The sequence below is a fragment of the Sediminibacillus massiliensis genome (genome assembly GCF_900156915.1).
Lineage (GTDB): Bacteria > Bacillota > Bacilli > Bacillales > Amphibacillaceae > Sediminibacillus_A > Sediminibacillus_A massiliensis.
Genome location: NZ_LT732535.1, coordinates 3,248,019 through 3,270,290, shown reverse-complemented (window position 1 = coordinate 3,270,290; position 22,272 = coordinate 3,248,019). Strand labels below are relative to the sequence as shown.

The following is a 22,272-nucleotide window of genomic DNA, read 5'->3' as shown; positions in this document are numbered from 1 at the left end:
CTTAATATTAAATTCAGAAAACCTCTAACAGCGAAGGCAGAACACGCAGACTCCTATGGGAACAGCACGCGTCCGAAGACCCCGTAAAGAAGCGTTCTTTGCTTCTGCGGAGGCTGAGGCCGTGCCCATGGAAAGCGAAGTGTTCTGCCGCAGCGAGTACCAACACTCAATGAACATCAGAATGAGAGAAAACGTCACAAAAAATAATTGTCACTACGTCGCAGTTTGCCTCAATTGTGAGGTTGGAAATGAGACAAGAGACTATTTCTGCACACTGGCTATATTTTAGTAAACGGTGGTTAGTTGGGCTGATTGATTAATCTATTAATCAATTTTCTCAGTCTGACGCCTGATAGTTCTGAATCGGGATAGGCATATTTAAGGAAGTTTTGCCTTGTTAGATCGACGTACCCCCGACAATCCGGATCATGGAAATACCGGATGACCTGTTCCCCCAATGTTTGAGGATTAGACTGAACCAAATCTTTCAAGTTGTTATAGTAACCGGAATAACTAGGGATGTTCGTGTATAAAATAAACACCGGTTTATTGGCTAGCATGGCTTCTAATCCTACAGTTGAAGCGTAGGAAACGACACAGTCCACATGGGGAAGAAGATCGTAAAGATCGAACGATTGTGTAGAATAGGCAGTTGGAAACTCGCTTGTAAGGGGATGGGGACTGCTTCCCGGAAAATCTTTTATCAAGATATTTACGTCCAGCTTTTGGCAAATAGTTTTAATAAGCAACCGGTATTTATCCATATTCCGGTTTCCTCTGACGACAATCATGATGGTTTTCTTGCTTTTATCGAGGCCTAGTTGTTTGTATAGTTTCGATCTGGATATATTCGGAAAGCCGAATGCCTGATCAAATCGAGGATGGCCGATGACCTCCACAGAACCTTCGGGAGCACCTCTCTGCAGAAACCAGTCCCGTTCAAAATCCCCATAAACGGCATCTACTGTAGCAATCTTCGGAATATATCCAAACTCATTTCCGACAATGCCATGCTGCATACATATAGTAGGAATCCCTTTTTCGGCGGCACACAAAGCCAGTATCCTGGCTATATAACTGTGTGTGCTGGATAAGATTAGGCAAGACGTGGAAACCTCTTCCAGGAAAAGGATGGATTGGTCGATCCGATTGATGGTTTCCATGATTTTTTTGTTTAACAGCGCTTGGAACATTTTGTCCTGATACAGATGATGTCCTTTATGTGATTTGATGATAGCCCTGGCCCGACTCTGAACTTGCATAATTGCTTTCCTGGTATTGATTGGATAGTCACTCAAATACTTTACCGGTAGATTATGAACATTCTTTGCTACCCTGTGAACCGTCTTCTTTTTGGCATTCTTGACGCCGGCCATCACGATCATTGTTTTAGATCGCTTAAAATGCTCCTGATACGTCTTTTTCGGAAATCGAAGGATGGTATCATAATTGATCACAACTTTCCCATTTTTGTTCTTGACCAACGGTCTCTTTTTGTGGAATCGAACATATTTATTAAAGACTGATTGGACTTGTTTTTGATTCTTGACTTGATTTTTAAAATTGGCACTGAATTCCTCATTCGATAAGGATTCCCACAGATTTTTGTTATTCCTTATCAGGCTTGGTAAGTGGATCAAATAGGATAAAGAAAATCCTTTATACTTCAAGCTCTCGAAGTCTTTTATAAAATCAAGGTACAAAGACCAATAATTCTTCATATAAGTGTTCATCAAATCATCCTAACATTTTATAAATCTAGCTAATCAACTTGTTAACCAGGTTTTTCAGCCTGGCACCGGACATCCCTAAATCAGGATAAGCATAACGGAGGAATTTAGCCCGCTTGTTGTCAGCGTAACTTTTCCACTTACTGGTCGTAAGAACTTTGTTGATAATCTCTCCGAGTGAACGTGGATCGGATTGCACCAATTTCCCCAAGTTTGTATAGTAGCCGGTGTATCCAGAAAAGTTTTCATTTAAGACAAATACTGTTTTTTGGGCAAGCATTGCTTCCAGACCAACTGTAGAGGAGTAGGAGACCACCGCATCTACATTTGGAAATATGTCGTAAATACTGTAATCTTGAGTGGATTTTACAAAGGAGAACTCTTTTGTCAGTGCATGAGGCGTTTTACTCGGATAATTTTTTATAATGATATTAATAGGGAGTTTTTTGGAAACAGTTTTAATTAGTGTCCTCCATTTTGCGATGTCATTATCTCCTCTGACAGCAATCATGAGTGTCTTCTTATTAGAGTCCAGCCCCAACGTTTTATTGAATTTCGCCCGGTCCACTTTCGGTTGTTGAAACGCCTGATCAAATCTCGGATGCCCCACAATAGCAAGCGACTTATCGGCAGCTCCCATTCTTTTGAACCAATCTTTTTCGAACTTCCCGTAAACTGCATCTACTGTGGCCACTTTTGGAATATAGCCAAGTTCACTGGAAATAATGCCATGTTGCATACATATGGTCGGGATGCCCATTTTAGCTGCAACGACCGCCAATATACGACTTCTGTAACTATGTGTAGTTGAAACGATGATACAAGAAACAGAGACCTTGCTCAAAAAAACTCTAGACATTTCAATATGATGGACAACTGTGGCAATATTGTTTAAAAACCATTTCTGAAAGTCCGATCTCTTATAAAAATGGTGATCGTCATATGCCTTAAACATCGCTTTTGCTTTGGTTTGCATTTTGCTTATTGCCTTCCGGGAATCGACTGCATAATTTTCGAGATAATAATATGGGATGCTCTTTTTTCCTTTTTTGGTCTTTTTCTTAGGGACTGTCTTTACTGATTTCACGGCACTTAAATTAACGGTCTTAGTAAGAGGAAGAACTTTCTTCGATTCCAGTCGGGTTGCTTTTAACTTAACACCTTTATGTTCCTTTTTCTTTGAACTGGGTGATTTTGCGTGTTTCTGCCTTCCGTTTGCTGGTTTTGCTGATTTTGCCGGCTTTTTCTTACCGCTTAATAGCTTCCCACTTTTTTTGCCTTTAGCAGCACTTGATTTGGTCTGTTTTCCTTTTGTCAACAAGATCGTGTTAGATGGACTGAAATAATGAGCAATGGTCCTGGGCGGAAAGCGAAGTAACTTATCGACATGTATGACGACTTTTCCTTTTTTATTCTTTACAATAGGCCGCTGGTGCACCTGTACAAACTTATTAAACAAAGCTTGGAATTCTCTTTCATCTTTCACTTGTTTTCTTAGATTCCGAGAAAATCTAGCACCTTTCAACTCATTGTTTATCTGGGCGTTGTTCAACAGTAAACTGGGAAGATGACATAGATATGGAAGAGAGAAGCCCTTATAATTCAATTTTTCAAAGTCTTGTAGAAATTCTACATACAAGGACCAATAATTTGTCAAAAAAGTATCCATAATAACCTCCTGTACATTTTGTTTTTATAGTAATGCAGCTCTTTTTAACAGTGACCTTAATTCATCGGTGGTAATTGGCTCCTGTCCCTTTGAACTGTATGTTCCTGTCCTTGCCTTTTTTGCATTGCTGTATGTTACATGATTACTGACATTACCCGGGATAATATACATCCCCGGCAATTCCAAGGCTGATTTGGATTCATCATGAGTCATCAGCTCTTCATACATCTTTTCTCCCGGTCTTAACCCAACTACTTCTACGTCAATGTTCTTCCGCTCCAAACTATATTTGCTGCACATTTCTTCTATCAAGATGTCTGCCAAATCACCTATTTTAATAACAGGCATTTTCAAGACGAACACTTCTCCCCCTTTCGCCTCTTTCAAAGCCTTGATCGTCAATTCCGTAGCCTGATCCAATGTCATCATGAAACGCGTCATCTCTTTGTCCGTCACGGTTATCTTCTTGCCCTTCAACAACCTTTCTTTAAATAGGGGGATAACTGATCCTCTCGATCCCATCACATTGCCAAAACGGACACTTGCGAATACTGTACTGCCTCTTATTCCATTTTGACCAGCTGCGGAAATCAGCCGCTCAGCTATCAGTTTGGTAGCACCATAGGTATTAGTAGGCGAGATCGCCTTATCCGAGCTGGTAAATACCACCTTTTTCACTTCTTGGGCTATAGCAGCTTTCATTACATTATTAGTGCCATGTATATTTGTTTTAACAGCTTCATAGGGGTTGAATTCACACGATTCCACTCTTTTCATAGCTGCTACGTGGATCACATAATCGATATCACGCATAGCTGTAAACAGACTGTCATAATCCCGAACATCCCCGATAATAAAGCGTAGTTTATCATTGCTGTCCATATCGATAAAAAACTGTTGCTGTTTATATTCATCCCGGCTGAAAACCTTAATTATCCGGGGGGATTCCTTTAAAATACTACGGACAATGCTTCTTCCTATTGTCCCGGTACCTCCGATGACTAAAATTTTCTTGTCTTTAAAATACACACCTTTTCCTTCTTTCCTCGTTAGATTGTTCGTTGCTCAAATTAGGATGATATGCATACTTCTCCCTTGGTACTATATATGTATATTAAGAAATCTAACATCGGTTAAAGACCCCGGCCTATTAATCTCTTAACAATTTATAGGAAAACTTAATTTAGGAAAAGAAGAACCGGGAGCATCCATTTTATTTGGAAACTCCCGGTGGTTAACCCTCAAAATACGAGCATTGAATTTAAGTATAAGAAATCCGGTAAAGGTTTTCGCCCAGTTCTTTTACAACCGTTCCACTTCCACCTTCCACTTCATCGAGCTTACGATAGAATTGACTTATTTCTTCCTTTGTCAAAGAAAATATACGCTTGCGCTTTTTCGCATAACCTTTTTTGACATTCCCGGTTGGTTCCTTGCGGGAAGGTTTATATAATGGAATTTGGTTACATAAGTCAATAATTGCTTCATGGGCATACTTTCCTTCATACCAATGGCAATAACGCACCAAGTCATTTTTACTTTGATCGGTATCTTTATATACCAACGCCTCTTCCAGAATGGAACATACTGCTTCTTTTGTTGAAGCCATAATCCCCAATTGGTTCGGGAGGTTCACCTCCCTCTTGTTAGGGGGAAAAGGTACATAGGATATAAGCGTTCTTCCAAGCAAAGATGCCTCAATACCCGAAGTGCAGCCATTGTGAATAACGACCTTGGCAGCCGCCAGCCATTTCGCTATATTTCCTTCATGAATTACATGGACATTTTTATTAGTACTGAATGCTTTGGAATAAGCTTGAAAGCTTTCGCCAGGATGCGGCCTGATTACAAAGTTCGTTTCCGGATATTGCGTGCTGACTTCTCCCACCAGCTCCAGAAAGCTGAAATACAATTTCTTTATGTGTTTAAAGTGAACATTGTCTTTTTTACCTTTTGCTGAGTTATAGCGGGAAAATCTAGTATTTATCAAGACAAAATCTCCATATTTTTCGATGACTTGTTCAGATTCTTTTTGATAAAGGCGCCTGAATTTCGGTGCCAATAAATCAAATCTTGGATTTCCGGTTATATGACACTTTTCTGCTAGGTCTGGGTAACCCTTGGTAATAATCCTATGCTGGAACTCTCCCCAACAATATTCTTGTACAACTAATTCCAACATATCCTTCCGCATTCTGTCCTGAAGGTACTGCTTCCCTTTGATTAGCAGTCCTTCTTCATCGAGCTCGACAATTTTGTGACGATTAGCATTTGCTCTGGTAATCACTCTTTTCCTGAAGCCATGCGGATAACCTTTTGAAAAGAAGATGCCCTCCGGATATATATCGGAGGCCAATTCGACCATAATATGGTCGCCAATTACTACTTCATATCCTTTTTTTGCAGCATAATATGCCAACAACAGTTTGGCATCTAATTCCCTCACCTTAATTTCCACCGGCAGATATAACCATCGTTTTTTATCCAATCACGAACAACCCTTCTCGAATCCTAATTTTCCATAACCTTTAACCTTCATAACTGTACAGTTGAGCGAAACTGCGACATAGTGACATTTTTATTTCCTGTGATTCTGATGATTGTTAAGACACTTCGCTTTCCTCGGGAACGGCTTCAACCAGGGGACTACTTGAATAAACATCCTTGCTGCCTTGGGTCGAGGAATCTGCTACGAAGCTTAACTGGAAGACGCAGACCGATCATTCGGGGTCTTCGGACTCGCGCTTTTTTCTGCAGGAGTTATTTGAGTTTTTAGACTAGTAATAAGCATGCTAGACATTTTTCTCGAATTCCCTAACAATTAACTAAAAATCAATCCTAAGAAGCGGATAATTTCTTAACTTTTTGAATGTATACTTCATTTTCTGCATGCGGTGGTAAACTCATGGAGGTCATTTCAATTTTTAGAGAAGGACAGTCCCGAAAAACCGCATTGAATGCGACGGAGTGCCCATGTTAGAAACATTTTCAGGATTTTTTCCACTTAATCAGAAAACTATTCTAAGCTGCGGAAAAATACGAGACTCCAGTGGGAAAGGAACAGTCTGAAGACCCCACAGCCGTTGGTTTTCCGGCGAGGAGGCTGAAGCGTCCCCACGGAATGCGAGTGTTTTTCCGCAGCGCTGGACCACCACTCATTCCGAAAAGGATGGGAGAAAGCCACACTTAAGTTATGTCGCCGTTTATGGTTTTAGCGCAGGGTGTACAAGTAAGATAGATTCTTAAATTCATGCAAAATAAGCTTCTTTTCTAATTTATGTTTTCGCCTTCAAGATATCGATAATGTCGTTATAGGCCCGTCTGCTTTCGTCTATCATTGAATCAAGTGACTTCAAAATCACTTCTAGATCGGCTGAATTCGCGCCTGAGTCGCTATTCTCCGAATTCTGCTGATGATCCATTTGGATAAACAAGTAGGTAATCAGCATATCAAGCGTGTTGTTCTCTAAAAAAATGAAGCTATTGTTATCCCTTCCGCTATCAACCTTTTTCATCCTGTCGGTATATTCCTTCATCTGATGACGGATTAATTCTTTCAGCAAATGCTGTTCCTCGTTATTAGTCATCGTTATCCCCCTCTTCCACCTTGCCATTGATACTGATATGGTTAAGTGAGTTGACGCCTTCCTTAATCTCCTCTCCATATACAAATCCCAATATACTCCCCGTATAAGAGGACTTTGGCTGCCATTTAACTTGGAAATTAGAAAAAGATAGTGTCTCGGAAGGCTCCAGGGGATGATCCGGAGTTGGTTTCAGCCAAAACTCCTCTTTTTCTGACGGATCATTTATCCGTTCCCATGCATTTGCCATTCTGATGGTTTGTTTGGAATCTTTATAAGTATATTTTCCGGAGAATTCAAAAGGTGAGGCTGCGGAAACCTTGATACAGATATATGGGTTTGTCAGTGGTTTCGTACCTAAGTTATGGATGTGAAAAGAACCCAGACAGAAGTTTTCCTGCTTTGGTTCATGGGCAATGCTTAAGGAATAAGTGAAATAACTGATAACTTGAAGATTATTTTCGAGGTTCATTTCAGAGACCAATGACCTGATCTCTTTCCAATAAGAGGTATTCATTTCCTGTAAGGCGGCAATCTTTTTGCGGACTTCTCTCATGGTGTGCATGACATTACTCACCTCCATAAAAAATAAAGAGAGGAGTGTACTTCCTCTCTTTATCCTATGCTTGATGATAATTAATCATCACCATTATTGCCATTGCCGTTTCCGTTAGGGAACACTACTGGACATTGTGGTGGAATAGTTGGTGCTGGGCATGGCGGGATTGGAAGAATGTCTCTTGGCTGACAGAAGTCTGCGACAATTTCAAGAGTAACATCATAAGTTGACTGAATGCTTTGGCATAGACGGACTGTAACAGTTACATCAAGCTCATCAGCTTCGGTAGTTGTCCCTGCATCACATGCAGCAGCACATACAAAACAATCCAAGTCTGTGTATGTGACATCAATGTCAGTACCCTCAGGTGCACAAAGAATAACTTGTTCACAACGGGTGAATTCAGCAGTACCTACTTCTACAGTCGCTCCGCCAAGCTCAGGAATCAAGTCTACAAAAATAGTTACCTCGAAGTTTTTACGGATGTTCACCAGTTGTAACGTCACCAATGCTCCGTCAACTACGAATTCCTGATCGATTCGATCCAAAACAACAATAGGGTCTACCTCTGCAGGTGCCACTGTACATGAAACAGTATCGATGTCAATATCATCACACTCTAGGTCGTCGCCAGTAACAGGATTCACAGGCAAATCCAAGTCAGTCAGGCTTAGGTCAAAGGTTGCTTCATTTACGATCCAGTCATATACCTTCTCTGTGTTAATGCAAAGGAGTTCCTGACCCCCCGTTAAATTTTTTGCTTGCATGTAGCAAACACCTCCAAATAAGATTAGTTTCATTCATAGCCTATGACAAGAGGCAGCAAAACGTTTAATGAATTAGCGGAAAGTATCATGATATTTGTGAAGTTGGGCGAATAACATAGTTATAGGAGTACGTCCCAATAAGAAACAAAGCTTCAAAAGCAAATGCATAGATTAGATGACGGAATTTATTTGCATGCACTGAATTTAAAAACTGCACATTTGTCACGGATTGATGATTCATCAATAGTATATTAATGTGCTGTAAAAGGGTGAATGGTAATGAGTCAATATCGACTGTATAACTCAGAAGATATTCACAAGCTGGAACAAGAGCTGGAATTTTACAAAGATACCCTGCAAGCCGTAGACTCCGGTCATGCATATGAATATCTCAAGAAACAACGTGAGTTATATAACTTGAATGTAAAATTTTCAACTATTAAAGGAGAAATGAAGGTTATGGAAGAGAATTACCAAGAAAGAATATCGGGTTATGAAAGACGGGAAAAGAATGTTTCGTCGCAGATCCAGACACTTGAAGAGTCCCTTTCTCAATTAAAGTATGACGTCAGGATGATTAAGAGTGAAATGGAACGGTTGCGCTTTTCCGAACTACTGGATAAAGTAAACATCGTAATCAATAAAACGGATGACCATCTTTACCAAGTAAAGAAAGAAATCGACTCACAAAGGGAAGAATTCAACGAGCTGAGAAACGAGCTGAAACCGAATCCCGGCGGAGGGACGCCACAAGCTCCAAGACAATCTGAATACCGGCGCTTACAAAACATGCTTCAGTCCACGGGCAATATAGAGCAGTACTATCATCAAAAAAAAACTAACGAGGTAAATAGTCAAGCATACAGAAATTCTATGACATATAACCAACATTCCGCTCCACCAAGGTCTTTTGGTGCTTCCAATGATTCGACTCCGATGCGGAAAGGCAAGAAAATGTTCAGGAACTCTCAATATGATCTAAACAAAAACATCATCACAAGGACAACTACCTCAAAGAATATGAAAGGGAAAAAAAAAGCTGAAAACCCTGGGATAGAGAGGAAACTGCCAGAAGGTTCAAAAGAACAGGTTTCGCCCTTTCCCACGGGAAACACCGGCAAAGAAAAAAAGGAAGATAAAAATCATGCAGAAAAAAACATCGTAAATGTAAATCCTGAAGAGTCCTCAGCCAAGCTAGAAGCAAAGCCCATTGCCTCTCATTATTTCACGACATCCCCACCAAAGAACCAGGAAAAAACGCCAAAAACATCTTCCAGCCAGCTGAAAATCCAGGAGAATGAACATCCAACACAGGAGGAATCCCCTGAACAGAAATCAAAAACAGCAAAACCAGCATCCCTTAAACAAGAACAGGCAAACCAGTCGTCTGCAGCAGATCAGCCATCCTCCAAAAAGCCAGAATCTAAGCAAAAGGATGAGAAAGATGGGAAGGAACAAGAAACCGAAAACAAAAAGATGGAATTCGCCTCCTTTTTCTCTCTCTTTAAGAAGATCTAACATGTTTATGCAGAAGCTCTTTGTCTCAGAATCAGTTTATCAAGAAATGCTTGAACACGGCAGAGATAACTTGCCTTACGAAGCATGCGGCCTGCTGTCAGGCAATGGCAGCAGGATTAACCATTTCTGGCCTCTGGTTAACGAAATTCAATCGGCAAGCCGCTTCTTTATAAAAAAAGAAACAGTAGAAAAAAACATAAAAAAAATTGATCATCTGGAAGAACAGGTATTAGCAATCTATCATACTCACCCGACTACAGCCCCTGTTCCTTCCAGTTATGATCTTCTCCACCACCCTGATGAGAACATTAGCATGGTGATCATTTCATATAAGACAGAAACACCAATCGCCAGATGTTATTTTATTCAAGGCTCCACCTATGATGAAGGCCTTTTTTGCGTGCAACCAACTTGAAAGTCCAAACTTTTTAGCAGGAACCATACTATAATGCAGTATAAAAAAGAAGGGAGTGGAGGATTTGAAAGGGAAAAATGTGAAAAAGAAAGTTGTGAATTCAAGTTTTATAAAGCCTTCTTCAACACCGATTGTAATGAATTCTTCTTCCATTAAAAGAGTAAGTACGCTAAGAAAACGCGGCGGATGCTGCATGAAGACAAGTTAAATAATGGTTATGCATAATTTATTATGTACTCCTTCGAATAGGATTTAAGAACGGTCTGATTATCAATCATCCAGTCAGTTGATAATTAATCTTGGTGAGGCTGTAAAGAGAAAATCTTCGCCTGCCATGCATTCCCATGTAAATAATGTGCAGATTATTTATGTAAAATGTCAGGCTCCAGGAGGGAAGATTCTTGGAAAGCCTCATTCTTTTTTTTGCGCCCCGCGTGCAAAGCCTGTCAAACTTCCTTAAGTGTTAGCCGCAATTTTTATACACTCCATCAAGGAAGCATACCGGACAAGCAAGTTCCTTTACACTCGGAAACAAAGGTCTACCATCTCTCAACCTCCGCAAACTTGGTCTTTGGCAGCTGCAGCCGGAAGCACGTCCCTTCTGCATTGCTTTCCACAATATCAATAGACCCCCTGTGCGAGTACATGACTTTGTTACAAAAAGGCAGTCCCAAACCAAGCCCATCAGCCTTGTTGCTATTATATGGCAGAAAAACTTTCTCCCAATTTTCCTGATCGATGCCCGATCCGCAGTCTTTCATATCGATGACGACCTGTTGATTTATCTCGCATACTTCGAATCTAATGACTCTTTTCACTCTGCCGGGAGGAATAGCCTCGATTGCGTTTTTAATCAGATTGACGAGCGCCTGGATGAGGTAAGTTTCGTTAATATGCCCTCTTACAGCTTTCTTTTCGGACATAATATCAATCACTGTACCAGACTCTTGCAATTTATCATCCATTATTTCTTCAGCTGTTTGGATGCATCTGATAATATCTTTATTTTCAAACTCCAATTCGAAATCATTTCTTAGAAACCGTTTGTAAGCATTGACCAAGTTTGATAACTGTTTGCTTGAAGTAATGACATGTCCCATCATCTTAGCTGTCTGAGGTTCCAATTTCTGTATTGATGGGATTATCTCCGAATACCCTTTGATAACCGATAGAGAGTTGTTCACTTCATGGATTAAACTTGCTGTCACATTCCCCATAGAGTCAAGTTTGTTCTGCCGATGTACGACACTTAAATATTCCATATTCAGTTCATTATACATTTTAATAAAAGATAACATGACGACGATAGAAAAGATCAATACCGCGATACTGCTAATCAATAGCTGATAACCCGGCACAAGGTTTATCAGACCTAATAGAAATAGAGCCAATGAAGAAACAACAAGGGTTTTGATAAACGACTTCATGATGGACTTTTCCATACTATTGCTTACAATTATGAGCAATAACAAGATGAATAAAAGGAGTGCCAGATGGATAAAAAAAGCAAATCCCCAATCCCCATAAACCGGATAGAAATAATGGAAATCCAACTGCTCATTTTCTAATATTACTAACCGCTCCACTCCCAAACTCGACCAGTTGATTCCATAGACAAGCACTGCACTTAAGAAAGCAGCATAAAGCGTTTTTTTGCTTAATATCCGCTTGGCCATTCGATCAATCAGCCGATTATTGCCAGGTTTAAAGCCGTTGCACACTTCATAGGCAATAAATAAAATAACGGGAAGTGCTGCTATAGGACCAATCCGGAATAACTTGAATAAAAACAAGGAAACAGAGTCACTGATACCTGATTTGACAGCATATAACACCGATATATCGATCTGCCAGAGTGTAATACATAACATCGATAAAAAAATCAACCAAGTCAATTTACTCTTCTCATACAAAAAGAACAAAGCGTAACCCAGGAACAGCGGAATCAACCCGATAACAAAAATAAGCACGGCAAAAATCATTTTCATTCACATCCACAACGTATTTAACATATCCATGACAACTTGCACAAAAAATCCCCATAAAAAAAGAAAGCCTCAAGAAATAGGCCCTCTTTCGATTCCAGTTTCTTTTCAGCGGCCCGGCTGCCATAGTGTCGAACACCTTAGGCCCGTGGCTTTGCGACCTTACCTTTCGATAAGTTTGCCTTTTGAACACTTTGATTTTGGTTATATTATAACAAAATTCCAACATTCCCAAATGGTTTTTCGTGAATTTCTTGCAAAAAACCAAGTGAATTACTTGCATATCGTTTTAACTACATATTTTTATCCGCTCTATTCCTTCTTGCTCCAAAATAAAAGAAAACAATGAAGGAGCAGTTTCTTTAGTAAATATATATAAAGACAGTTTGTTTATATTGAAACCCTTTCTCTTATCATCCGTACTACTAATAAACCAAAACATGGAGGGAATAAATTGCAGGCCATAAGTATTTTAGTAGAGTTATTAGGACTAATCATCGATTTTCAATTTATGAAGGAAGTAACAGAAAAGGATATTGAGAAAAATATCGAACAATTGAAGAAATATGCATGGTTTCAGGATTACCTCAAAGATGATGCCCGCCGGCAGTTGATTGTTCAAAATAAAGATGTCCGTCATAAGATTGGGAAATTCAAAACGAAAAAGTTGGAGAGGGAATCCTATAATGCAAGGTGTCATGAAAAATTGGAGAAGGTCTTATCTGAAAAGTTATAAGCCGGTACTTGGCACGAAAAGATTCCGAGTTTTGCCTTACTAAAGCGGAAAATAAAAAACCTCTCCTAAGCAGTGTTCACTTAGGCAGAGGTTAGAATTGATTCTTTTGGATGCGTCCTTCTCAAGGAAACACTATTTGGTTACTGTGCCTGCATCAGCCGGATGTACTCCATGACGATAGAAATCAGCATCGATCGGGTCAAGTGGCTTACGCCCAAGGATGAGGTCTGCTGCCTTTTCTGCCAGCATCAACACAGGTGCATGGATGTTGCCGTTCGTAACATAAGGCATAGCAGAAGCATCGACCACCCGGACATTGTCCAGACCATGGACCTTCATGGTGTGTGGATCCACAACAGCCATAGGGTCTGAAGCAGGTCCCATTTTTGCTGTACAAGATGGATGAAGTGCCGTCTCAGCATCTTCTCTCACCCACTCCAAGATTTCCTCTTCGGTTTGTACAGCAGGGCCGGGTGATATTTCGCCGCCATTATAAGGTTTCATTGCTGGTTGAGACATAATATCCCGAGTAATCCTGATTGCTTCCACCCACTCGCGTCTATCTTGTTCCGTAGAAAGATAGTTGTAAACCATGCTCGGATGCTCTTTAGGATTTTTCGAACGAATCTTCAATGAACCGCGGGCATCTGAATACATAGGTCCGATGTGTACTTGGAATCCATGCTTCGTGTCCGCTTTCTGCCCATCATACCGTACCGCTACAGGTAGGAAATGGAACATCAAGTTCGGATAGTCGACATCCTCGTTCGATCGGACGAAACCTCCGCCTTCGAAATGATTCGTCGCTGCAGCTCCTGTACGTCCGAGCATCCACTGCAAACCGATAAACGGCATGCGTGCTTTGTTTAGGTTCGGCTGTTCGGAAACTGGAACCGGGCAAGCGTGTTGCACATAGACCTCGAGGTGATCCTGGAGATTTTCTCCTACACCAGGAAGATTGACTACAGGTTTAATGCCAAGAGAGCGCAGGTGTTCGGCATCTCCGACCCCCGAAAGTTGAAGAAGTTGCGGCGTGTTGATGGCACCGCCTGAAAGGATTACTTCTCCCGCTTTTACTTGATGAGTCTTTCCATTCCGTTGATAGGTCAATCCTTTAGCCCGAGTACCCTCAAAGTCGATACTCGTCACGAAAGCACGGGTCTTCACCGTTAGATTCTCGCGCTTCATCGCCGGATGCAGATAAGCGCGTGAAGCCGACAGCCGCTGACCTTTGTATACATGCTTGTCAAACGGACCGAACCCTTCCTGGCGAAAACCGTTCACATCGGGAGTCCGTGAGTAACCAGCCTCCACACCTGCTTCAAAGAAGGCTTGGAATAATGGATTTTTTGCTGGACCCCGCTCTAATTTGACAGGTCCGTCATGGCCGCGGAGATCATCATCAGGAGATCCCAATGCATTTTCCAAACGCTTGAAATATGGAAGACAATGCGCAAAATCCCACGTTTCCATACCCTCGTCGGCGCCCCAGCGTTCATAGTCCATCGGATTTCCCCGTTGATAAATCATCCCGTTGATAGAACTCGATCCTCCGAGCACCTTTCCTCTAGCGTGCTTGATACGCCGGTTATTCATATAAGGTTCAGGATCGGATTCATATTTCCAGTCATAGAGGCTTTTGCCTGCCGGGAACGGCAAAGCCGCCGGCATTTGGATCAATAGGTCCCATGAATAGTCACTTCGTCCCGCCTCTAAAACCAGAACACTTTTTTTGCCATCTTCACTCAGACGGTCGCCTAGTACAGAACCTGCACTACCGCCGCCAACAATTACAATGTCATATGTTTCAGTCATTTTGTGTTCCTCCTTGATGTTAAATGGAAAGGAAGCCTTCTTCCTTGTTCAAATCTATTAGTTAGGTTGTTTTTTGTCGCAACATTTCAGTAGCTTTCAAGCGTTTCGGACCTTTTCCTCACGCTGCACTTAGAACCAATTGATCGGTTCGGGGTTAAGGTTTTGGAAGATATGCTTTGTTTCTGTATATTCTTCCATGCCCAGTCTGCCTAGTTCGCGTCCAATACCAGATTGCTTAAACCCTCCCCACGGAGCATGCGGGAAATAAAGGTTGAATTCATTGATCCAAACAGTACCCATGCGCATTTTTGCTGCACAGCGTTCAGCTTTTGCGATATCGTTTGTCCAAACGCCGCCGGCAAGTCCGTAGATGGAGTCATTAGCAAGCTTGACTGCTTCTTCTTCTGTATGGAATTTCTCCACTGTGATCACAGGACCAAAAGCTTCTTCTTGTACAATGCTCATTTCTGTGGAGCAGCCTGTGAAAATAGTTGGTAAGTAGAAAAATCCTTTTTGCAATTCAGGGTCATCCGGACGCCTGCCGCCAACTGCCAAGACAGCCCCTTCCTCAATCCCTGCTTCTACATACTTTTCTACTTTAGCAAGATGTTCCGCTGAAATAAGCGGCCCCATTTGAGTGTCTTCGTCAAATCCGCTACCGAGCTTGAAACTTTTCACTCGTTCCACAAGGGCGCTGACGAATTCATCATGAATGCTTTCTTCTACAATCAGTCTTGTACCGGCTGAACAAATTTGTCCTGCATGGAAAAATACTCCGTTCAGCGCTTGGTCGACAGCTGTTTCAAAATCCGCATCTGCAAAGACGACATTCGGGTTTTTCCCCCCAAGCTCCAGTGCGAGTTTCTTAACGTTCACGCTTGCAGCTTGCATGATTTTCTTGCCGGTGACAATCCCTCCTGTAAACGAAATAAGATCTACGTCTCTGTTGTCAGATAACTCTGCACCAACTATATCGCCTGCACCAAGAACTAAATTGGCAACACCGGCAGGCACCCCAGCCTCTTCCATTAATTCAAATACTTTTATGGTGGTAAGCGGTGTAATTTCACTCGGCTTCATGATAAGCGTATTTCCTGTCGCAAGTGCAGGAGCCAGCTTCCAGGACGCTTGCAGTAAAGGGTAATTCCAAGGGGTGATTTGCGCACATACCCCGACTGGTTCATGAACCACTTTACTGATAGAGTTCGGAACTGGAGAATCCACTAGTTCGCCCCCATCTTTATCGGCAAGTTCTGCATAATACCGGAACACTCCGGCAATATCATCCATGTCTCCCCGGCTTTCTTCTACTGTCTTGCCAGTATCCAATGATTCTAAGTGAGCCAACTCTTGTTTGTCTCTTTCAATCAATTCAGCGATTTTCCTTACGATAGCCCCTCGCTCTGTTGCCGGGGCAGAAGCCCATTCTCCCTTATCAAAAGTTTCTCTTGCGGCAGCGATGGCTGCTTTTGTATCTGATTCATCACTTTCAGGGACAATAGCAATAATTTCCTGATTGAATGGATTAATTATATTCCTCGTATTGCCCGAGCTTGCGTCTACCCATTTTCCGTTAATGTATTGTTGTCGGTTAAGTTCCATATTTATCAACTCCAATTTCTAAGAGTGTTAAGTTTATTAAAAATTTATTTAACGTTCTAAACACTAACATGTCTTTTTAAGACTGTCAAACTAAATTGAAATCTTATTAATAAGAAGAATTAAAAGAAGGCTTAATGGTTATGGTGATAAGGGTGACAGCTATTCGAGCCTTTTCAGAGGGCCAATTTCCATTTGACATTCTATCTGAACACGTTATGATAAATTCGTAAAGAACATTTGATAAGTTTTTAATCGAGTTTACTTTTCATAAAAGGAGCGACCCTATGAGTGAACCTACTGAAAGACCGAGCCTCAGGATAGAAGAAGCCAAAGATAAAGTCATTAGCGCTATTGCAGAAACGATGGACTTATACGGGGTAACACCAGCCGCTGCAAATTTATATGCCACAATGTACTTTGAAGACCAGATGACGCTTGATGAGATGCGTACAGAGCTTGGGATGAGTAAACCGAGCATGAGCACCAGCGTCCGCAGGCTTCAAGAAATAGAAATGGTGAAAAAGACATTTACACGCGGTTCCAGGAAACATACTTATGTAGCTGAGAAAAATTTCTTCCGTTCCTTTATGACGTTCTACTGTCTAATGTGGGAACGTGAAGTGAAAATGAATTTAGAGGCAATTGAAGAAGCACAAAAAGATTTCATAGATGTCGTAAAAGATTCCAGCAGTACACCGGAAATTGTTGCAAAAGCAAAGAAATACTATGACCAGTTGGAAGAATCCAAAACATACTACCACTGGTTGGATGATTTAGTGGAAAGTATACGAAGCGGCAAGATTTTCGAATTCTTACCGAAAGATCAAAAAGAGTAAGGTAACAAGAAATGATCAGGTAGTCTATAGAAAAGCTATAAACTACCTGGCTCTACCGATGCCACACTCTCTTTATTAAATAAAGGGAAGGTTTCGTCATGCATCATCGTTAAATAAATTCTTAATACATTTAATTTTTAAAGTGTATAGGAATGTATATACAAAAAGCAAAGGGAGTTTTTCAACATGGACAAGTGGAAAAAAAGACTTAGCGTTATTTTAACGGTTGTAATGGTTGGTGTACTGGCAGCATGCGGAAACAGCAATGGAGAAACAACCAGCGACCAAAAAAATTCAGATCAAAGTGGTACAGAAATAACAATTGGTCAAATTAACTGGGCTGAGAATGTTGCCGTAACAAATATGTGGAAAGTGATTTTAGAAAATAACGATTACAACGTGAAGTTAAGCAATCTGAACATGGGTAGTACAATGAAAGCATTGGAAAGCGGCGAGCTGGATGCTAGTTTGGAAATATGGCTGCCGGTACAGGATGCAAATTATTTGGATAAATACCAAGATACAGTCAATTTTTCAGATGCTACCTGGTACGATAATGCAAAAGTAGGACTTGTCGTGCCCTCTTATGTAGAAGAGGTTGATAGCGTAGAAGACTTAAATGAACATAAAGAAATGTTCGATAGCGAAATCGTCGGATTCAACCCAGGCGCAGGGACAATGGAGGTAACGGAGCAGTTAATCAAGGATTATGATCTTGAATTCGAACTGCTGCCAAGCTCTGAATCTGCAATGTTAACTGAAATCGGAAATGCAATAAGTAATGAAGAACCCATCGTGGCACCACTTTGGAGCCCACACTGGGTATTCTCCAAATACGATTTGAAATTCCTGGAAGATCCACAGAAAACATATGGCGGCACCGAAAAAATCCACCATGCTACAAGACAAGGATTTGAAGAAGATTATCCCGAAGTAAGCGAATGGTTTAAGAATTGGAAGATGGATGATCAACAAATCGGAGAGCTTATTGAGTATGTGGAAGGCTCCGAAGACCCGCTTGACGGAGCCGAGAAATGGGTCGAAGAGAACCAAGCATTAATTGATGAGTGGGTAAAATAATAACAGGATAATTAAAGAAAAAAAGAAGTTGGTCTCCACCTATTGTGGAGGCTGGCTTCTTTTTTTCTTTGTAAACATGCCTTAGCCTTTCAGTTAGTGAAATGGCATCTTCGGTTTCGTCTATTTACGGGAAATGATTTACTTCGCGAGACAGTTAATCTTGTTATCGAAATTATCTCAAGCGTCCAATCCGCCCATTTTTATCCTTTAATCAATTAATAGCTTAAAAACCACCGGCTTATCACTGCTAACTTGACTTGCAGCAATCTCCAACCCTTTTTCAGTTCTTTCCCAAGCCGGTTTTTCATCGAATCCCAGTACCGACACATCTTTAATGATGCCGTGAAAATGAGGAAGTTTAGAGGCGTCTTGCTCAGCAAGGGACTGAATCGTGACTTTCCCGTCTTCCGGAAATTTCAATATGGTTGCATATAAATATGATCCATTTACGGTGAAGCGAATATCTTCTGAAGTAAACACTTTTGATTCACTGTCAGTGAACTGCCCTTCTTCGATTTGGGTTGGTCCTTCTCCAGATTTTCGCCATACTTTACTATCATAGATAGCTTCCCCGTTCACTTTTAACCAGCTGCCGATTTCTAACAAGATTGCCTTATCTTCTTCCGGTATCGTGCCATCCGCTTTAGGCCCGATATTCAATAATAAACTGCCATTTTTGCTTACAATATCGACGAGGTCACAAATGATTTCTTGGGCGGTTTTATAGTGATTATTTTCTGTATAACACCAGGAATTTTTGGCTACAGCTGTGTCTGTTTGCCAGAAATAAGGCTTCTGTTCGGAGAACTGGCCTCTTTCTATATCTACCACCGCCGAGCCGAACATAAAGGCGTCATGTTTATAGTTAATGGCCACATCGATTCCCCATTCTTCCGCCCGGTTGTAATAGTATGCAGCAAATTTCTTCAAATAGGGCTTAACAGCATGGTGCTGAATCCACCAGTCAAAATACATGATTTTAGGACGATAACGATCGACGATTTCACAGGTGCGAATCAACCAGTCTTCCAGAAACTCCTGTGACGGAGAAGGACTGTATAAATCGTGGTGATGGAATTCCGGCATAGCCGGCCAATACAAGTCTCCTCTCTCGAGCGGTTCTTTGATATCACTTTCAAATTCTTTTCCATGTCCCATAAAAAACCAATGTTCAATCCGGTGAGTAGAGGTGCATAATGAAAGGTCCCTTTTCTCTAATGCCGTTTTCAATTCGCCTATAACATCCCGTTTCGGTCCCATTTCATAAGCATTAAAACGAGAGATCTCACTCTTATACATTTGGAACCCATCATGATGTTCAGCCACAGGCATCACATAACGGGCGCCAGCCGCTTTAAAAAGTTCGGCCCATTCCTCCGCATTAAAACATTCTGCTTTGAACATCGGTATAAAGTCCTTGTAACCAAACTCCTTATGACTGCCATAAGTTTTTAAATGGTGTTCATACTCTTTCGACCCCTGTATATACATATTTCTCGGATACCACTCGTTGCCAAATGCCGGAACCGCATATACTCCCCAATGGATGAAGATTCCGAACTTTGCATCGCGATACCAGTCAGCCAACTTATAATCCGAAAGAGATTCCCAATTATCCTTAAATTTTCCTTTTTCAATCACTCGGGAAATTTCGTTTAGATAATCTTTAGCTTGTTGAACTTTCATCCAACTTCCTCCTTTGATTTTATATCCATTCCACACTCCTTCTGGCTCTTACCTTTTCATCCTATTTAATTCCAGGCCATTATCCCGCTTGTCCATGTTTTGTTGTGAATGGGTTGCAGGATATCAAGCACTGCTTCCAACAGTTCTTCATTTATTGGTTCTTCTGTCCATTCAATGTTTTTGATGATGTTCCGCTCACTTGCCGTACTAACTAAAGTAGTAGGAATGCAATCATTCCGGACTGAAAACTGAATAGCCAGCTTCGCCAGATTTTCCCCGTTACTTTCACAAAAAGCCGCGGCTTTTTGACAAGCAAGCTTGATTTCTTCATCTGCCGGATGCCAACCGGCGACTGGACGGGAACTTAACAATCCCATCGACAATGGGGAGGCGTTCACCAATCCTGTCTTTTTTTGTTGCAGCATAGGAACAAGAGATAAAAGAGATGTATCATTCAAAGAATAATGGCAATAGGATAGAATCACATCTAAGTGTGCGGTTTCAAGGACTTTTTCAAAAATGGTCAGCGGCAAACCAGACACCCCATAAAAACGGATTTTCCCTTGTTTTTTCAATTCTTCCAATGCAGGTATTCCTTCCCCCATCACTTGCTCATAAGAACCGAACTCTATGTCATGAAGATATAAAATATCCAAATAGTCAGTACCAAGACGCTGGAGGCTTTCCTCCAAGCTTCGCTTAATTTTTTGCTTAGAAAAATCAAACTCTGTCTCTCCATACCTCCCTGCCTTAGTAGAAAGAAAATACTTGTCCCGCGGAATATCGACCAAAGCCTTTCCTAAAACAGTTTCCGCTTTTGTTAATCCATAATAAGGAGAAACATCAATTAGGTTGATCCCCTGATCAACGGCTGCATGCACAGATTTGATGCCTTCCGCTTCATTAATTTCCCTAAAAACAGATCCCAGTGAAGAGGCTCCATAGCTAAGCACGGATACATCCAGTCCAGTTTCCCCGAGTTTCCTGTATTTCATCTTCTTCCTCCTCTATCTGCCAAGCTTATAAAATTCTAGTGCATTTCCCCCATACAACCGTGCTTTCTCTTCTTTGGAAATATCTTCAGGAAGGGTTTGATGTAGTAGATTGTAGACTTCTTCATAACTGCCTGATAATAAACAAACAGGCCAATCGCTCCCATACATCACTCTGTCCATCCCAAAACAATGCATAATATGATGCACATAAGGAATAAACTCTTCCTTTTTCCAGTTATGATGGTTAGCTTCTGTGACCATCCCAGACAACTTACAGTAGATGGTTGGATGGCTCGCAATTTCTTCCATGTGCTTTTTCCACGGTTCTAACTTGCCTTGTGCGATTTCCGGTTTAGCAAGATGGTCTATGACCCCTCTTAACCGAACTTTGTTTAACATTTCGCAAACGGCAGTAAGTTGACTGGAAAGAACTAAAAGGTCAACCGGTATGTCCAACTCCCCTAAGTGTGACAACGCTTTCGAAAAATCAGGTTCTAAGATGACATTTTCATCTTCCATATCTTGGATCATGATACGAATGCCGACAAACTTAGGATGCTTTCTTAACATCTCTAACTGTTCTTTATAAGCGGGATTTTCCAAGTCAATCCAGCCTACCACGCCAATAATAGAATCCGTTTGATCGCTCAGGGAAAGGAGGAAATTTGTTTCTTCCGCCGTTGGAGCAGCTTGCACCACAATCGTTTTGTCTATATCACATTTCTTTAAAAAAGGAGCAAGATCCTCTTCCAGGAAATCACGGTAAAGCACAGGCACTTCCGGTGTAATCCATCCGTAGTCTCCTCTACTGATTTTCCAATAATGCTGATGCGCATCGATACGCATACCAATCCCTCCCCATTTATTCTGCAATTACCCCTTTCTTGAGGATAATATTTGCATAAAGTGCTTTTTCACCTGTCGCGACAACCGCATAGGCGAGTTTCGCTCGTTCATAAAAGGAAAATCTTTCTTCATAGGCAAAAGGGCTGTTTAAAGAAGTCTGCCTTAATATAGTGGATTCGTACTCTTCCCAGATTGGTGTTTCTACAGGGTCTCCTTGTACCACTTCCATTAATGCAACGGGCTTCTCCGTATAGGTGTCCAGCGGAAATAGTTGCAAAATGGCTTCTAATAGTTTTGTTGTGCCGTGGCCATCACAGCGGATAACTTGGTTGCCATGACTGGCTGCCGGAAAATTGGCATCGGCAAGCACTATTTCGTCCCCGTGTCCCATTTCCATCAATACTTTTAATAACTCAGGGGAAAGGATTGGCGGAATTCCTTTTAACATA

Annotated in this window: 19 protein-coding genes and 1 riboswitch; of the genes, 5 read left to right on the top strand and 14 right to left on the bottom strand. The window is 41.2% G+C overall.

The features are described from left to right. Window positions 1-299 precede the first annotated feature (299 nt). From CZ434_RS17055 to CZ434_RS17025, 7 genes are all read right to left on the bottom strand, one after another. Window positions 300-1,733: a hypothetical protein gene (locus CZ434_RS17055; RefSeq protein WP_077624234.1), complete on the bottom strand. Its 1,434-nt coding sequence runs from the start codon at window positions 1,731-1,733 to the stop codon at window positions 300-302. A 25-nt stretch (window positions 1,734-1,758) separates the two neighbouring features. Continuing rightward, window positions 1,759-3,399, bottom strand: a complete 1,641-nt coding sequence (locus CZ434_RS17050) for a hypothetical protein (protein ID WP_077624233.1) — start codon at window positions 3,397-3,399, stop codon at window positions 1,759-1,761. A 24-nt stretch (window positions 3,400-3,423) separates the two neighbouring features. Next, window positions 3,424-4,428, bottom strand: a complete 1,005-nt coding sequence (locus tag CZ434_RS17045) for an SDR family NAD(P)-dependent oxidoreductase (RefSeq protein WP_077624232.1) — start codon at window positions 4,426-4,428, stop codon at window positions 3,424-3,426. A gap of 232 nt (window positions 4,429-4,660) precedes the next feature. Then, window positions 4,661-5,887, bottom strand: a complete 1,227-nt coding sequence (locus tag CZ434_RS17040) for a surface carbohydrate biosynthesis protein (RefSeq protein ID WP_077624231.1) — start codon at window positions 5,885-5,887, stop codon at window positions 4,661-4,663. Window positions 5,888-6,674: 787 nt separating this feature from the next. Next, window positions 6,675-6,986, bottom strand: a complete 312-nt coding sequence (locus tag CZ434_RS17035; RefSeq protein WP_077624230.1) for a hypothetical protein — start codon at window positions 6,984-6,986, stop codon at window positions 6,675-6,677. Then, on the bottom strand, window positions 6,979-7,548 hold the full coding sequence (locus tag CZ434_RS17030) for a hypothetical protein (RefSeq protein WP_077624229.1): 570 nt from the start codon (window positions 7,546-7,548) through the stop codon (window positions 6,979-6,981). The genes CZ434_RS17035 and CZ434_RS17030 overlap by 8 nt, the downstream gene beginning before the upstream one ends. A 71-nt stretch (window positions 7,549-7,619) precedes the next feature. After that, entirely contained in the window at window positions 7,620-8,309 is a 690-nt protein-coding gene (locus tag CZ434_RS17025) for a BMQ_0737 family morphogenetic spore coat protein (protein WP_077624228.1), read from the bottom strand. 279 nt (window positions 8,310-8,588) lie between these two features. Between CZ434_RS17025 and CZ434_RS22285 the strand changes: the two genes are divergently transcribed. Then, window positions 8,589-9,827, top strand: coding sequence for a hypothetical protein (locus CZ434_RS22285; protein ID WP_179107305.1), 1,239 nt, complete (start codon window positions 8,589-8,591; stop codon window positions 9,825-9,827). Window position 9,828: 1 nt separating this feature from the next. Next, complete coding sequence (locus tag CZ434_RS17020) at window positions 9,829-10,242, top strand: M67 family metallopeptidase (RefSeq protein ID WP_179107304.1); 414 nt, start codon at window positions 9,829-9,831, stop codon at window positions 10,240-10,242. Between the two features lie 539 nt (window positions 10,243-10,781). Here the strand turns inward: CZ434_RS17020 and CZ434_RS17015 are convergent. Further along, window positions 10,782-12,230 carry a sensor histidine kinase gene (locus CZ434_RS17015; protein ID WP_077624226.1) on the bottom strand — a complete coding sequence of 483 codons (1,449 nt, stop codon included), beginning with the start codon at window positions 12,228-12,230 and terminating at the stop codon, window positions 10,782-10,784. 104 nt (window positions 12,231-12,334) lie between these two features. Beyond that, window positions 12,335-12,420: riboswitch (cyclic di-GMP riboswitch) on the bottom strand. A gap of 261 nt (window positions 12,421-12,681) precedes the next feature. On the opposite strand from CZ434_RS17015, the gene CZ434_RS17010 reads away from it, so the two are divergent. Next, on the top strand, window positions 12,682-12,963 hold the full coding sequence (locus CZ434_RS17010) for a hypothetical protein (RefSeq protein WP_077624225.1): 282 nt from the start codon (window positions 12,682-12,684) through the stop codon (window positions 12,961-12,963). A 132-nt stretch (window positions 12,964-13,095) separates the two neighbouring features. Here the strand turns inward: CZ434_RS17010 and betA are convergent, their stop codons facing one another. Both betA and betB read right to left on the bottom strand, forming a co-directional pair. Then, window positions 13,096-14,778: a choline dehydrogenase gene (gene betA / locus CZ434_RS17005; protein WP_077624224.1), complete on the bottom strand. Its 1,683-nt coding sequence runs from the start codon at window positions 14,776-14,778 to the stop codon at window positions 13,096-13,098. Window positions 14,779-14,907: 129 nt separating this feature from the next. Beyond that, window positions 14,908-16,380, bottom strand: a complete 1,473-nt coding sequence (betB, locus tag CZ434_RS17000) for a betaine-aldehyde dehydrogenase (protein ID WP_077624223.1) — start codon at window positions 16,378-16,380, stop codon at window positions 14,908-14,910. A 284-nt stretch (window positions 16,381-16,664) separates the two neighbouring features. Here betB and cudC point away from each other — a divergent pair, with 284 nt between their 5' ends. Further along, window positions 16,665-17,216, top strand: coding sequence for a choline uptake/conversion transcriptional regulator CudC (gene cudC / locus CZ434_RS16995; RefSeq protein ID WP_077624222.1), 552 nt, complete (start codon window positions 16,665-16,667; stop codon window positions 17,214-17,216). A gap of 186 nt (window positions 17,217-17,402) precedes the next feature. Next, a complete protein-coding gene (locus tag CZ434_RS16990; RefSeq protein WP_077624221.1) occupies window positions 17,403-18,296 on the top strand; it encodes a glycine betaine ABC transporter substrate-binding protein in 894 nt (297 codons plus the stop codon). A 207-nt stretch (window positions 18,297-18,503) separates the two neighbouring features. Here the strand turns inward: CZ434_RS16990 and CZ434_RS16985 are convergent, their stop codons facing one another. From CZ434_RS16985 to fucU, 4 genes are all read right to left on the bottom strand, one after another. Continuing rightward, a complete protein-coding gene (locus CZ434_RS16985) occupies window positions 18,504-19,982 on the bottom strand; it encodes an alpha-L-fucosidase (RefSeq protein WP_077624220.1) in 1,479 nt (492 codons plus the stop codon). Between the two features lie 65 nt (window positions 19,983-20,047). Further along, window positions 20,048-20,977 carry an aldo/keto reductase gene (locus tag CZ434_RS16980; RefSeq protein ID WP_077624219.1) on the bottom strand — a complete coding sequence of 310 codons (930 nt, stop codon included), beginning with the start codon at window positions 20,975-20,977 and terminating at the stop codon, window positions 20,048-20,050. 12 nt (window positions 20,978-20,989) lie between these two features. Next, complete coding sequence (locus tag CZ434_RS16975) at window positions 20,990-21,823, bottom strand: amidohydrolase family protein (protein WP_179107303.1); 834 nt, start codon at window positions 21,821-21,823, stop codon at window positions 20,990-20,992. 16 nt (window positions 21,824-21,839) lie between these two features. Continuing rightward, a complete protein-coding gene (fucU, locus tag CZ434_RS16970) occupies window positions 21,840-22,271 on the bottom strand; it encodes an L-fucose mutarotase (protein WP_077624218.1) in 432 nt (143 codons plus the stop codon). Window position 22,272 lies beyond the last annotated feature (1 nt).

What these genes read in the sequence shown, in the direction of transcription:
- CZ434_RS16990 (WP_077624221.1), top strand. Translation starts at nt 17,403, where the DNA reads ATGGACAAGTGGAAAAAAAGACTTAGCGTTATTTTAACGGTTGTAATG.
- CZ434_RS22285 (WP_179107305.1), top strand. Translation starts at nt 8,589, where the DNA reads ATGAGTCAATATCGACTGTATAACTCAGAAGATATTCACAAGCTGGAA.
- cudC (WP_077624222.1), top strand. Translation starts at nt 16,665, where the DNA reads ATGAGTGAACCTACTGAAAGACCGAGCCTCAGGATAGAAGAAGCCAAA.
- CZ434_RS16985 (WP_077624220.1), bottom strand. Translation starts at nt 19,982, where the DNA reads ATGAAAGTTCAACAAGCTAAAGATTATCTAAACGAAATTTCCCGAGTG.
- CZ434_RS16980 (WP_077624219.1), bottom strand. Translation starts at nt 20,977, where the DNA reads ATGAAATACAGGAAACTCGGGGAAACTGGACTGGATGTATCCGTGCTT.
- fucU (WP_077624218.1), bottom strand. Translation starts at nt 22,271, where the DNA reads ATGTTAAAAGGAATTCCGCCAATCCTTTCCCCTGAGTTATTAAAAGTA.
- CZ434_RS17055 (WP_077624234.1), bottom strand. Translation starts at nt 1,733, where the DNA reads ATGAACACTTATATGAAGAATTATTGGTCTTTGTACCTTGATTTTATA.
- CZ434_RS17050 (WP_077624233.1), bottom strand. Translation starts at nt 3,399, where the DNA reads ATGGATACTTTTTTGACAAATTATTGGTCCTTGTATGTAGAATTTCTA.
- CZ434_RS17025 (WP_077624228.1), bottom strand. Translation starts at nt 8,309, where the DNA reads ATGCAAGCAAAAAATTTAACGGGGGGTCAGGAACTCCTTTGCATTAAC.
- CZ434_RS17015 (WP_077624226.1), bottom strand. Translation starts at nt 12,230, where the DNA reads ATGAAAATGATTTTTGCCGTGCTTATTTTTGTTATCGGGTTGATTCCG.
- CZ434_RS16975 (WP_179107303.1), bottom strand. Translation starts at nt 21,823, where the DNA reads ATGCGTATCGATGCGCATCAGCATTATTGGAAAATCAGTAGAGGAGAC.
- betB (WP_077624223.1), bottom strand. Translation starts at nt 16,380, where the DNA reads ATGGAACTTAACCGACAACAATACATTAACGGAAAATGGGTAGACGCA.
- CZ434_RS17035 (WP_077624230.1), bottom strand. Translation starts at nt 6,986, where the DNA reads ATGACTAATAACGAGGAACAGCATTTGCTGAAAGAATTAATCCGTCAT.
- betA (WP_077624224.1), bottom strand. Translation starts at nt 14,778, where the DNA reads ATGACTGAAACATATGACATTGTAATTGTTGGCGGCGGTAGTGCAGGT.
- CZ434_RS17020 (WP_179107304.1), top strand. Translation starts at nt 9,829, where the DNA reads ATGTTTATGCAGAAGCTCTTTGTCTCAGAATCAGTTTATCAAGAAATG.
- CZ434_RS17030 (WP_077624229.1), bottom strand. Translation starts at nt 7,548, where the DNA reads ATGCACACCATGAGAGAAGTCCGCAAAAAGATTGCCGCCTTACAGGAA.